Below are 12,273 nucleotides of genomic sequence, written 5' to 3' on the forward strand. Positions count from 1 at the left end.
TACCGACGGAGCCCCATGTCTGAAATTTCTGAGGAGCAGGTGGCGCACCTGGCGAACCTCGCCCGCATTGCCCTCACTCCCCAAGAGATCTCGAGTCTCACGACCGAACTCGACCAGATCGTCGACAGCATCGCGAAGGTTCAGCAGGTTGCGACCCCGGATGTTCCGGCGACGAGCCACCCCGTTCCGCTGTCGAACGTCTTCCGGCCCGACGTGGTCGGCGAGACGCTCACGATCGAGCAGGCGCTGAAGAACGCCCCGGAGCACGACGACAACCGATTCAGGGTCTCGGCGATCCTGGGCGAGGAGCAGTAGTGAGCGACATCATCCGACTGACGGCAGCGGATCTGGCAGCGAAGCTTCAGGCCGGTGAGGTCAGCGCCGTCGAAGTCACCCAGGCCCACCTGGACCGGATCGACGCCGTCGACCACGACGTCCACGCCTTCCTCCACGTCTCCGGCTCCGCGCTCGACACCGCTCGTCGCATCGATGAGCAGCGCGCCGCCGGTGAGAAGCTCGGTCCGCTGGCCGGCGTCCCCCTCGCCGTCAAGGACGTCCTCGTCACCACCGACATGCCCTCCACCTCGGGCAGCAGGATCCTCGAGGGCTACATGTCGCCGTTCGACGCGACCGTGGTCAAGCGGGCGCGCGAGGCGGGCCTCATCCCCATCGGCAAGACGAACATGGACGAATTCGCCATGGGCTCGTCGACCGAGCACTCGGCATACGGTCCCACCCGCAACCCGTGGGACCTCGGCCGGATCCCCGGCGGGTCCGGCGGAGGCTCGGCGGCTGCCGTGGCCGCCTTCGAAGCGCCCCTCGCCCTCGGCAGCGACACCGGCGGGTCGATCCGCCAGCCCGCACACGTCACCGGCACGGTCGGCGTGAAGCCCACCTACGGGGCCGTCAGCCGATACGGAGCCATCGCCCTCGCATCCAGCCTCGACCAGGTCGGGCCGGTCACCCGCACCGTCCTCGACGCCGGCCTCCTGCAGGACGTCATCGGCGGGCATGACCCGTTCGACTCGACCTCGCTCACCGACGTCTGGCCGTCGATGGCCGACGCCGCCCGCGAGGGCGCCCGCGGCGACGTGCTCAAGGGACTGAAGGTCGGCGTCGTGAAGGAGCTCTCCGGCGAAGGGTTCCAGGCCGGGGTCCAGAGCCGCTTCGACGAAGCGGTCGCGCTCCTGCAGCAGCACGGTGCCGAAGTCGTCGAAGTCAGCGCACCGCACTTCGAGTACGCCGTCTCGGCGTACTACCTGATCCTCCCGGCTGAGGCCTCGTCCAACCTGGCCAAGTTCGACTCCGTGCGGTTCGGCATGCGCGTGCAGCCCGACGGCGGCGGAACCGTCGAGCAGGTCATGGCGGCGACCCGCGAACTCGGGTTCGGACCCGAGGTGAAGCGACGCATCATCCTCGGCACCTACGCCCTGAGCGCCGGCTACTACGACGCCTACTACGGCAGCGCGCAGAAGGTCCGGACGCTCATCCAGCGCGACTTCGACGCCGCCTTCGCGCAGGTCGACGTGCTCGTCAGCCCGAGTGCGCCGACCACGGCATTCAAGTTCGGCGAGAAGCTCGAAGACCCGATGGCGATGTACCTCAACGACGTCGCGACGATCCCGGCGAACCTCGCCGGCGTGCCCGGCATCAGCGTCCCGATCGGGCTCGCGCCCGAAGACGGACTGCCGGTCGGCATCCAGATCATGGCACCGGTGCGCGAAGACGCCCGGCTCTACCGCGTCGGCGCGGCAATCGAAGCTCTGCTCGAGCAACAGTGGGGTCACACGCTGATCTCCACCGCTCCGGCACTGGGAGGCAAATAATGGCTAAAGACGCCCTGATGGACTACGACAAAGCCCTCGAACTGTTCGAGCCGGTGCTCGGTTTCGAGGTTCACGTCGAGCTCAACACCAAGACCAAGATGTTCTCCCACGCTCCGAACGACTTCGGATCGGATGCCAACACCAACGTCACACCCGTGTGCCTCGGCCTGCCCGGTGCGCTGCCCGTCGTCAACGAACAGGCCGTGCGGTACTCGATCAGCCTCGGCCTCGCCCTTGGCTGCTCGATCGCGCCGTCGTCGCGGTTCGCTCGCAAGAACTACTTCTACCCCGACCTTGCGAAGAACTACCAGATCTCGCAGTACGACGAGCCGATCGCCTTCGGCGGCTCCGTCGACGTCGAGTTGCCGAACGGCCGCACGGTGACCGTGTCGATCGAACGTGCCCACATGGAAGAGGACGCAGGAAAGCTGACCCACGTCGGCGGCTCCACCGGACGGATCCAGGGCGCCGAATACTCCCTCGTCGACTACAACCGTGCCGGCGTTCCCCTCGTCGAGATCGTCACCGACATCATCTACGGCGCGGAAGCGGATGCCCCGGAGCTCGCGAAAGCGTATGTCTCGACGATTCGCGACATCGTCGTTTCGCTTGGGATCTCCGACGCGAAGATGGAACGCGGCAACCTGCGCTGCGACGCTAACATCTCGCTCCGCCCCCGCACGCCGGAGGGTCAGCCCCCTGCGCCGCTCGGAACCCGCACCGAGACCAAGAACGTGAACTCGCTGCGCTCCGTCGAGCGTGCCATCCGGTATGAGATCCAGCGCCAGGCCGCGATCCTCGCCGGCGGCGGCACGATCACGCAGGAGACACGGCACTGGCACGAGGACACCGGTCGCACGAGCGCCGGCAGGCCCAAGAGCGACGCCGACGACTACCGGTACTTCCCGGAGCCCGACCTGCTCCCGGTCGAGCCAAGCGTCGAACTCATCGAGGAACTGCGTGCCGCGCTGCCCGAACCGCCCGCCGAACGCCGTCGCCGGCTCAAGGCGGACTGGGGTTTCACCGACCTCGAGTTCCAGGATGTCGTCAACGGCGGGCTCCTCGTCGAGATCACCGAGACAGTTGCCGCCGGAGCGTCGCCCGCCGCCGCCCGAAAGTGGTGGACCGGTGAGATCAGCCGGATCGCGAACGTGAACGGGGTTGAGGCATCCGCCCTCGTCTCCCCGGAACAGGTCGCCGCAGTCGCCGCCCTCGTCGAGGACGGCACGCTCAACGACAAGCTCGCACGCCAGGTGCTCGAAGGCGTCATCGCCGGGGAAGGCACGCCGCGGGAGGTCGTCGACGCCCGTGGGCTCGCGGTCGTGTCCGACGACGGAGCGCTCATCGCCGCCATCGACGAAGCGCTCGCATCCCAGCCCGATGTGCTCGCAAAGATCCGCGACGGCAAGGTCCAGGCTGCAGGGGCCGTCATCGGCGCCGTCATGAAGGCGATGAGAGGCCAGGCCGACGCTGCACGCGTGCGCGAACTCGTCCTGGAACGCGCCGCCGGCTGACGAATCGAGAAGGGCGGTTCCTTGGCTTCAGAGCCGGGAACCGCCCTTCGTCGTTTTGGGAGGAGGCTGCCAGCTTGCAGTCTTTGCTGCCGTTTTTTTCGGAGGTACGATGCTGCCATGCTGGTCGAGGGCTCGATTCGCTGGCAGATCACCGAGGATTGCCCAAGGGATCTGCTGCTTGCCCTTGCCCTGCGCGAACTCGGCGGGCTGAGCGACGTCTGCGAAGAGCAGATTCCGCCGGCGCACCCGGCGTTGGAACCCATCGAATTGGGCGGGATGGACACCGAGGCTCTCGCCGCCCAATGGCGGGGCTGGTGGGCGGGCATCGTCCGCCGCGCGACGCGACCGTTCATCAGCCAGGTGCGACCACCGCACTTCGAAGTCTTCGACCGGGCGCTGGAACTCCAGGATCTCGTCTACACCTGCTACGGACAGGCAATGGAGTGGGTGGAGGACCGACACGCCGAGTACCTGCGTGCGGTGGCCGCGCGAGAGCATCCGCTCGCTGACGCGTATGAGCTCGTGCAACGGCGGCAATTCGAGTTGCGCCGGCAGAGCGGATCGTTCCGGCTCGACCTGGAAGTCCTGCCGGTTCGCGGATCAGGAGCATGGGTGGTCGCCCCGGACACCGTGATCATCAGCGAGACGCTGCGCGACGACCCGGCCGCGTTCCGGGAGTGGCTGAAACCCATCGTCATCGCCCTGGTCTGACGACGATGGAAGCATGCTTCCCACTGTCGAACACATGTTCGCATCTCTCCGGCACTGTGGGAGAATCGACACATGAGCAAGCAGGACGGCAGCGCACGGCAGGTCTCTGCCCTGAACGATGAGGGCGCCTCCATCCTGCACATCGACATGGATGCCTTCTTCGCCTCGGTCGAGCTGCTCGATTACCCCGAACTCCGCGACAAACCGGTGATCATCGGGCACGCTGAGGGGCGCTCGGTCGTGACGAGTGCGACGTATGAGGCCCGGCGGTTCGGTGTGACGGCGGCGATGCCGGTGTCGAAAGCGATGCGGTTGTGCCCGCAGGCGGTCGTCCTTCCTCCGCACCACGAGCGGTACTCGCAGTTCTCACGGCAGGTGATCGGTATCTTCCGCGACACAACGCCGCTCGTTGAGGCGCTGAGCATCGATGAGGCGTTCCTCGATGTATCCGGCGCACGGAGGTTGCTCGGGTCCCCGGCTCAGGTCGGGCAGCTCATCCGGGAACGGGTCCACCGCGAAACAGGCCTCACCTGTTCGGTCGGTGCTGCGGCAACGAAGTTCGTCGCGAAGGTGGCATCCGGCCGCGCCAAACCCGACGGCCTGCTGGTCATTCCTCCCGCCGAGACGCTCGCGTTTCTCCACCCCCTGTCGATCCGCGCCCTGTGGGGGGTGGGAGCGAAGACGGAGGAGGCGCTGCTCCGAATCGGACTGCACACGGTCGGCGATGTCGCTGACACTCCGATCGCCACCCTGCGGAAGGCGGTAGGCGAGGCGACCGGTCGAAAGCTGCACGATCTCGCGAACGGGCGCGACCCCCGCTCCGTGGTCACCGCAACCACGGAGAAGAGCATCGGCCACGAGGTCACCTTTCACACCGACATCACCGATGCGGCCAGACTGCGCCTGGAACTGCTGCGGCTCGCCGACCAGGTCGCCGTGCGCCTGCGGAAGGCCGGGTTCCTGGCTCGGACCGTTGCCATCAAGGTGCGCTTCGACGACTTCACCACGCTCACCCGCTCGCACACCCTGGCGGAGCCGTCCAACGTCGGGCGCCGGCTGTACGAGGAGGCCAACGACCTCTTCACGGCGCTCGAGGTCAACGGCCGCCCGGTGCGGCTGGTCGGCGTCCGTGCTGAGCACCTTGTCGACGGGGACGGCCAGATGGCTGCCCTCTGGGATCCTGACGAGGAATGGCGCGACGCCGAGACGACGATCGACTCCCTCCGGGCGCGGTTCGGGAAAACGGCGGTCCGTCGCGCATCGATGCTCGGCCGGGGCAGCGGCGAAACGGCCGGCGGGACCCGCGCGCCACGGGACTGAGATCAGGCGCAACCCCTTTGTTCGCCCGGCCCGGCCCGATAGCGTGGCGGGTATGACAAAACTACCGCTCGAACTGGCCGATAAATTCAAGTCTGTCGGAGTGACCACCGTGTACGGCGATCCCATGGACGTCGACGGAGAAAAGCTCGTACCCGTTGCGCTCGCCTGGTACGGCTTCGGCGCCGGTGAAGCCGAGGGCGAAGGTGACGCCTCGTCGGTGACCGTCCACGGCAACGGTGCCGGTTCCGGCGGCGGAGGGGGCGGCTTCGCCCTTCCGATCGGTGCCTATCTCAAGACCCGTGAAGGCCTGCGGTTCGAGCCGAACATCGTCTCCCTCGTCGCCATCGGAATCCCGTTCGTCTGGGTTGTCGGCAGGGCGCTTTCCCTCATCATCCGTGCGCTGAAAAAATGATTCTCGCCTAGACTGGGAGTAGTAACACGGGAGTCCGGTGAACCGGGCTGAGAGGAAGATTCCGTAATCTTCGACCGTCGAACCTGATCTGGGTCATGCCAGCGCAGGGAGGCAAACTATCTCACAACCCGTGCCCACAGAAGGGCGCGTTTCGTGCATTCCACTCTTTCATCATCATCATCATCTGTCCTCGCCGGAGCAGGTCAGCCGAAGCGCAACCTTCGCTGGCGCGTCGTCGACATCGTCACTGCCAGTGTGCTCGGCGTCGCCTCCGGCGTCATCTTCTGGGCCTGGGGTCTGGCCTGGGGCCCGCTCAGTGCGGCACTGGCCTTCACGCCGGGCCTCGGCGGCCTGCTCGCCGGCGGTTGGCTCTTCGCCGGGGTGCTCGGTGGCCTGGTCATCCGCAAACCGGGCGCGGCGCTCTACACCGAACTCGTGGCCGCGGCCGTCTCTGCGCTCATCGGAACCGTCTGGGGCTTCGAAACCCTCATCTGGGGCTTCGTGCAGGGGCTCGCGGCTGAGCTGGTCTTCGCGCTGTTCCTCTACGCGAACTGGAGGATCGGCGTTGCCCTGCTCGCCGGCGCCACCACCGGCCTGGCTGTCGGACTCCTCGACACGACCTTCACCAGCTACGCCGCTCTGGACATCGCAGCGAAGACCACCTACGTCGTCAGCGCCATCGTGTCAGGCACCGTCATCGCTGGCCTCCTCTCCTGGTTCGCCGTTCGCGGGCTCGCTGCCACGGGAGCGCTCAGCCGATTCGCATCCGGCCGCCAAGCGAGGACGGTCGCGGGCGCCAGCAGTCGATGACCGCCGCGTTCCGGTCGGCCTCTGTCCCTGGCGTGCACATCCGCGCCAGGGACTGGGGCTGGCGTCATGCCGGCCGCGCCACGCCGGCCGTTTCTGCGCTCACCCTCGACATCGCGCCGGGGGAGAGGGTGCTCCTTCTCGGAGCGTCAGGAGCGGGCAAGTCCACTCTTCTGCAGGCCCTGGCCGGCGTTCTCGGCGGCGAGGAGGAGGGTGACGAATCCGGCAGCCTCCTGCTCGACGGAAGACGACCGGCGGATGCCAGGGGGCGGGCGGGACTCGTCCTCCAGGACCCCGACTCGCAGATCGTCCTCGCACGGATCGGGGACGACGTCGCGTTCTCCGCTGAGAATCTCGGCATCCCCCGGGACGAGATCTGGAGCCGGGTGAGCTGGGCGCTCGACGCGGTCGGCCTCGACCTTCCGCTGCGGCATTCATCATCCGCCCTCTCGGGCGGGCAGAAGCAGCGGCTCGCCCTTGCCGGTGTCCTCGCCATGCGACCGGGCCTCCTGCTGCTGGACGAACCGACCGCCAACCTCGACCCGGACGGAGTGCAGGAGATCCGGGACGTCGTCCACCAGGTGGTCGCCGACACGGGAGCAACCCTCGTGGTCGTCGAACACCGCGTCGCCGTCTGGCGGGACGTCGTCGACCGCGTCATCGTCCTTGACCCCTCTGGAGGGATCCTCGCCGATGGCCCGCCTGGCATCGTGCTCGACCGCGAAGGTCCGCGCCTCGCCGCCTCGGGCGTCTGGGTTCCCGGCATCCTGCCCCGGGTCTCTGCCCGACCCCACCGCTCTGCTCCCGGGATCGACCTGCTCCAGGCGCGCGGGCTCACCGTCGGTCGAACACCGTTCGCCTCGAAGGTGGCGTCGATCGCGGCATCCGGTCTCGATCTCGACCTGACCGAGTCGACAGGTCTGGCGGTGAGCGGGCCGAACGGCTCAGGCAAGTCCACGCTCGCCCTGACCCTCGCTGGGCTGCTGGAGCCCGTCGGCGGGTCGCTCCGCGCCACGGAGGCGCTGGCCCGCGGGCTTACTCCCGAGCCGATCCGCTGGAAGTCCCGCGCGCTGCTCACCCGGCTGGGCACGGTGTTCCAGGAGCCCGAGCATCAATTCCTTGCGTCGACGGTGCGCCGCGAACTCGCCATCGGGCCGCTGGCGCTCAAACTGGCACCGGCGGAGGTCGGCTCGCGGGTCGACGAGCTTCTCCAGCGGCTCCGGCTGGACCACCTCGCCGACGCGAATCCGTTCACGCTCTCCGGCGGTGAGAAACGCCGACTGTCGGTCGCGACCGTTCTGGCGACCCGGCCGCAGGTGCTGCTTCTCGACGAACCCACCTTCGGGCAGGATGCCGTCACCTGGGGTGAACTCGTCTCGCTGCTCGGGGAACTGGTGGACGGCGGCAGTTCCGTCGTCACCGTCACCCATGATCTCGCCCTCGTGGCGGCGTTCGCCGACGCGGAGCTCGTCCTCGGCGCAGCCACGGCGGTGACGGCGTGAGTGCGCTCCTGCCCGAGATCCGCGATTCCGCGATCGCACGGGTGAACCCGGTCGCGAAGCTCGCCGTCGCCGTGTTCCTCAGTGTCACGCTCCTGCTCTCGATCGATGTCGTCTCCGCAGCCGTCGCTCTGCTGCTTGTCGGCATCCTGTTGTTCTGGTCGGGACTGGATGCTCGCCAGTTCTGGATGCGGACGGCGCCCCTCTGGCTCGCGGCGCCGTTCGCCGGACTCACGACCGTGCTGTATGGGGAGGACAGCGGAGCGCTGCTGTGGGAGTGGGGTCCGGTCACCGTGACGGAGGGATCGCTCACCCTGGGCGTCGCCATCACCCTCCGGGTGCTGGCGATCGGGCTGCCGAGCATTGTGCTCTTCGCCACCACCGACCCCACCGACCTCGCCGACGGTCTCGCCCAGGTCCTGCGCCTGCCCGCCCGGTTCGTCCTCGGCGGCCTCGCCGGAATGCGCATGATCGGGTTGTTCCTCGACGACTGGCGCGCTCTTGGGCAGGCCAGGCGCGCCCGTGGGGTCGGCGACGCCCATGTGCTCGTGCGCCTGGGCACCCAGGCTTTCGCGCTGCTGGTCCTCGCGATCAGGCGCGGCAGCAAACTTGCTACGGCGATGGAGGCGAAAGGTTTCGGATCCGACATCCCGAGGACCTGGGCGCGGCCGTCGCGGTTCGGGGTCGCCGAGGCAGTCGTGATCCTGATCGGGATCGTCATCGCCACCGTCTCGGTGGCTGCTGCTGTGGCCGCCGGAACCTGGAACTTCATCCTTGACCGGGCGTGACGCCGCGGGGGCGCCGGTGCTCAGCCTGGACGACGCCGTGGCGCTCGTCCTGGCCCGCTGTACGCGGGCCGTCGAAACAGTGCTCCTCGACGGCCCGAGCGGCGCGGGCAAGTCGACCCTCGCCGATGCCCTCGTTGTCGCGTGGCCTGGCGCGGTCAGCCTGGTGCGGATGGACAACATCTACCCGGGCTGGGGCGGGCTGGCGGCGGGCAGTGAGCAGGTGCACGACAGTCTGCTCGAACCCCGGTACCGCGGTGCCGACTCCCGCTGGCGGAGGCATGACTGGGAGAACGACCGACCCGCCGAGTGGCACACGGTCCCGGTCGCCCGGTCGTTGCTCCTGGAAGGGTGCGGCGCGCTGTCCCGCCGCAACGCACCGCTGGCGACGTTGCGGGTTTGGCTGGATGCCGATGACGGCGTCAGGAAAGACCGGGCGCTCGCCCGGGACCGCGGCGGGTTCGACGCCCACTGGGATGACTGGCAGCGGCAGTTCGCCCGGTTCGTGGCCGACGATGACCCGATCACGGCAGCGGACCTGCGCATCCGGCTTCCCTGAACGACGAGGGCTCAGAACGAGTCGATCAAGGCCCCGACCACCACGACAGGATGCGACAACCGCCAGAAAACACCCGGACCATGAAGCGCCTTGTCGAGCTTGAGTGTGACGGACCGCTCGGTGCCCGAGCCGTCGTCGACGAGGACGGTGCCGACCTTCGTTCCCGCTCCGGCCGTGGATACCGGATCGGTGTCGACGGTGATCTCCGGCGTGACGGGGCCCCAGCGCACCGCCTCGGCCGAAAGCCCGGCGATTCCCTGGGCCGAATCACCCCAGGCACTGGTGAACGTCACGACCGGGGTGCCCTCCGCGATGACGGGCAGCGCAGACACCCCTGCCTGGGCGCTGGCCACGAGCGCCGTCATTCCCGCGTCGAGGGTGTCCCAATCGGGCTGCCCGAGGAACGCGCCGTAGACCCGGAACGGTTCGGCTGAGCCTTCGACCGGTATGTCGAGTCCGAACTGGAAGCAGATGCCGGCGGCATCCGTGTAGCTCCGCGAAATGCCGACAACGCCGCTTTCGGCGAGGTAGGTCGTGGTGTTCACGATGCCGCGACGACTGGGTAGCCCCGTCACCGGCTCCGACAGTACCGAGGCGATGGCCGGATCCTCCAGGGCGAGGGCGGAGAGGCGCGCGAGATCGGCGGCGGTGCCGACGCTTCCGTCGCTGAGCCCGGTGCTGTCGACGACCACGGTGTCGGCGAGGCCCTGTTCCGCCAGCCAGGTGTTCGCGGCGGCGACGTAGTCTTCGACCGAGCCGAACGCCCACCGGGCCAGGGTGTCGGCGTGATTGTTGCTGGAGCCGAGCAGCATGGCCTGGAGCATCTCACGTTCGGTCCAGGCGTCGGCGGTGTAGACCGTCACCGTGCGGGTTCCGGCCTGCTGGTAATCGATATACGACAAGTAGTCGTCGCTCGTGATCGGGACGGTCTGCCCGGCTTCTCCGTCGGCGAGGGGATGCCTGTCGAGCACCACGAGCGCCGTGATCGTCTTGGTGATGCTCGCCATGGGCAGGGCCTCGACGGCCCCCGCCGATGCAAGGGGGGCTTCGGTCGGCGACAGGGCGACCGCGCTGGCGCCGGTCGTCGGGAGCGCCGGCGGTGTCGCCGGTTCCGGCTCGGTGAGGGCGACCCGGGACACGGATGCCGCCGGCAGCGGCCCGAGGAGGGTGGCCGGCCCATAGACCCCGAGCCCGAGAATCACGACGGTGCCGGCAAAGACACCGATCCCGCGCGCTAGGCCCATGGGGTGTCCTTCGAAACTGTCACGGCCTCAGGCTAACCCCCGGCCGGGAGAATCGGTCGTCAGCCCCACCCGAGGGCGTGCAATTCGTCATCGTCAATTCCGTAGAAGTGGGCGATCTCGTGCACCAGCGTGATCCGCACCTGTTCCCGGAGCTCCGCCGCGTCGTCGACGGCAGAGAGAAGCGGCTCCCGGTAGATGCTGATCATGTCAGGCAGTTCACCGAACCCGTACTGGTCCCGGTCGGTGAGGGCGACGCCGTGGTACAGCCCCAGCAGGTCGAGGGACCCGTCCTCGGGACGGTCCTCGATCACGATGGCGACATTGACGAGGCCTTCGACCATGTCGTCGGGTAGGTCATCGAATACGTCGCCGACGAGGGCCTCAAAGGTGTCTGCATCCATGTCGACCATGTGAGTACACCGATCTTCATCTACTTGGGGTGAGTAACGGGGCTTGAACCCGCGACCTTACCGTGGATGCTGCACCACAACCAGGCGCTTTCGATTTGGGGTGAGTAACGGGGCTTGAACCCGCGACCTCCTGGACCACAACCAGGCGCTCTACCAACTGAGCTATACCCACCATGCGCAACTCACGATCGGAACCGTTCGATTGCAACTAGAAGAGTCTATTACACAATTTGGGTGTAGTTGTGCACCACCGTCGCCGCGACGGTTTTGGCTTCGTCCGACGTCGGACCGGGGAGGGGCACGAACACGGCTTCGCGGTAATACGCGAGCTCGCGGATCGACTCGAGGATGTCGGCGAGTGCACGGTGGCCGCCGTCTTTTGCCGGAGCATTGAAGTAGATCCGCGGATACCAGCGGCGGGCAAGCTCCTTGATCGACGACACGTCGACGTTGCGGTAGTGCAGGTGCGAGTCGAGCCGAGGCATGAATTTTGCGAGGAACGCACGGTCGGTGCCGATCGAGTTGCCGGCGAGAGGCGCCTTCTGTTCGTCGGGAACGTGGCTGAGGATGTATTCGAGAGCCTGGTATTCGGCATCCGCGAGGCTGACACCGTTCGGGATCTCCTCCAGCAGGCCGGACGAGCGATGCATGTTGGTCACGAAATCGCCCATGTTCTCGAGCGCGGAGGCGTCGGGCTTGATGACGATGCTGATTCCCGCGTCGATTGGCTTGAGGTCGAAATCGGTGATCACCACCGCAATCTCCACCAATTCATCGACGGCGAGGTCGAGCCCGGTCATTTCGCAGTCAATCCATACCAGGCGGTCGGTCACATTACTCATGCGTCAATGCTACTTGCGACCTGCGACGCCGCTCGCCGCCGGGTGTCGACGGCCGCCGTGACGCCTGGGGGAAAGGCACTGGTCGCTGCGGTATTCTGGGTTCTGCCCGCCTCCGTAGCTCAGGGGATAGAGCAGGAGCCTTCTAATCTCTTGGTCGCAGGTTCGAATCCTGCCGGGGGCACTCTGTCAGCAATCTCGCGGTGCTTCTCATCTCTTGGTCGCAGGTTCGAATCCTGCCGGGGGCACTCTTGTGATGTGTCGGGACATCGTTGACAAATGTGTCGAGACATTCTTGAAAACCCTCTCCTTCGGGAGGGGGTTTTCGTCATTTCTTGGCTTGATAG

13 protein-coding genes, 2 tRNA genes and 1 riboswitch are annotated in these 12,273 nt (G+C 67.3%); of the genes, 11 read left to right on the top strand and 4 right to left on the bottom strand.

Annotated features, from left to right (window positions below; genetic code table 11):
• Positions 1–15 precede the first annotated feature (15 nt).
• The 10 genes from gatC to ABIE24_RS09025 all read left to right on the top strand — a co-directional run bounded on the left by gatC (position 16) and on the right by ABIE24_RS09025 (position 9,433).
• The gene (gene gatC / locus ABIE24_RS08980; RefSeq protein WP_354498841.1) at positions 16–315 is read left to right on the top strand and encodes an Asp-tRNA(Asn)/Glu-tRNA(Gln) amidotransferase subunit GatC; all 300 of its coding nucleotides are present in this window, start codon (positions 16–18) and stop codon (positions 313–315) included.
• A complete protein-coding gene (gene gatA, locus ABIE24_RS08985; RefSeq protein ID WP_354498842.1) occupies positions 315–1,826 on the top strand; it encodes an Asp-tRNA(Asn)/Glu-tRNA(Gln) amidotransferase subunit GatA in 1,512 nt (503 codons plus the stop codon). The genes gatC and gatA overlap by 1 nt, the downstream gene beginning before the upstream one ends.
• Complete coding sequence (gene gatB, locus ABIE24_RS08990; RefSeq protein ID WP_354498844.1) at positions 1,826–3,340, top strand: Asp-tRNA(Asn)/Glu-tRNA(Gln) amidotransferase subunit GatB; 1,515 nt, start codon at positions 1,826–1,828, stop codon at positions 3,338–3,340. The genes gatA and gatB overlap by 1 nt, the downstream gene beginning before the upstream one ends.
• Before the next feature lie 117 nt (positions 3,341–3,457).
• The gene (locus ABIE24_RS08995; protein ID WP_354498845.1) at positions 3,458–4,051 is read left to right on the top strand and encodes a hypothetical protein; all 594 of its coding nucleotides are present in this window, start codon (positions 3,458–3,460) and stop codon (positions 4,049–4,051) included.
• 72 nt (positions 4,052–4,123) lie between these two features.
• Positions 4,124–5,371 carry a DNA polymerase IV gene (locus tag ABIE24_RS09000; RefSeq protein WP_354498848.1) on the top strand — a complete coding sequence of 416 codons (1,248 nt, stop codon included), beginning with the start codon at positions 4,124–4,126 and terminating at the stop codon, positions 5,369–5,371.
• Positions 5,372–5,423: 52 nt separating this feature from the next.
• Positions 5,424–5,783 carry a hypothetical protein gene (locus ABIE24_RS09005; RefSeq protein ID WP_354498849.1) on the top strand — a complete coding sequence of 120 codons (360 nt, stop codon included), beginning with the start codon at positions 5,424–5,426 and terminating at the stop codon, positions 5,781–5,783.
• A gap of 16 nt (positions 5,784–5,799) precedes the next feature.
• Positions 5,800–5,910, top strand: a riboswitch (TPP riboswitch).
• Between the two features lie 26 nt (positions 5,911–5,936).
• Positions 5,937–6,593 (top strand): ECF transporter S component, encoded by a 657-nt coding sequence (locus ABIE24_RS09010; protein ID WP_354498850.1) that lies wholly within the window; start codon positions 5,937–5,939, stop codon positions 6,591–6,593.
• Positions 6,590–8,092: an ABC transporter ATP-binding protein gene (locus ABIE24_RS09015; protein WP_354498852.1), complete on the top strand. Its 1,503-nt coding sequence runs from the start codon at positions 6,590–6,592 to the stop codon at positions 8,090–8,092. The genes ABIE24_RS09010 and ABIE24_RS09015 overlap by 4 nt, the downstream gene beginning before the upstream one ends.
• On the top strand, positions 8,089–8,877 hold the full coding sequence (locus ABIE24_RS09020; RefSeq protein WP_354498854.1) for an energy-coupling factor transporter transmembrane component T family protein: 789 nt from the start codon (positions 8,089–8,091) through the stop codon (positions 8,875–8,877). Before ABIE24_RS09015 ends, ABIE24_RS09020 begins: the two co-directional genes overlap by 4 nt.
• Positions 8,864–9,433, top strand: coding sequence for a nucleoside/nucleotide kinase family protein (locus ABIE24_RS09025; RefSeq protein ID WP_354498856.1), 570 nt, complete (start codon positions 8,864–8,866; stop codon positions 9,431–9,433). Before ABIE24_RS09020 ends, ABIE24_RS09025 begins: the two co-directional genes overlap by 14 nt.
• Before the next feature lie 11 nt (positions 9,434–9,444).
• Here ABIE24_RS09025 and ABIE24_RS09030 read toward each other — a convergent pair whose 3' ends face one another.
• From ABIE24_RS09030 to orn, 4 genes are all read right to left on the bottom strand, one after another.
• Positions 9,445–10,677, bottom strand: coding sequence for a D-alanyl-D-alanine carboxypeptidase family protein (locus ABIE24_RS09030; protein WP_354498858.1), 1,233 nt, complete (start codon positions 10,675–10,677; stop codon positions 9,445–9,447).
• Positions 10,678–10,736: 59 nt separating this feature from the next.
• Positions 10,737–11,087, bottom strand: coding sequence for a metallopeptidase family protein (locus ABIE24_RS09035; RefSeq protein ID WP_354498859.1), 351 nt, complete (start codon positions 11,085–11,087; stop codon positions 10,737–10,739).
• Between the two features lie 96 nt (positions 11,088–11,183).
• A tRNA-His gene (locus ABIE24_RS09040) sits at positions 11,184–11,259 on the bottom strand.
• Positions 11,260–11,308: 49 nt separating this feature from the next.
• Positions 11,309–11,929: an oligoribonuclease gene (orn, locus tag ABIE24_RS09045; RefSeq protein ID WP_354498860.1), complete on the bottom strand. Its 621-nt coding sequence runs from the start codon at positions 11,927–11,929 to the stop codon at positions 11,309–11,311.
• Positions 11,930–12,037: 108 nt separating this feature from the next.
• On the opposite strand from orn, the gene ABIE24_RS09050 reads away from it, so the two are divergent.
• A tRNA-Arg gene (locus ABIE24_RS09050) sits at positions 12,038–12,110 on the top strand.
• Positions 12,111–12,273: the final 163 nt, after the last annotated feature.

Origin of the sequence: Mycetocola sp. 2940, assembly GCF_040548835.1 — a bacterium.
In the GTDB taxonomy this organism is placed as follows: Bacteria; Actinomycetota; Actinomycetes; order Actinomycetales; family Microbacteriaceae; genus Mycetocola_A.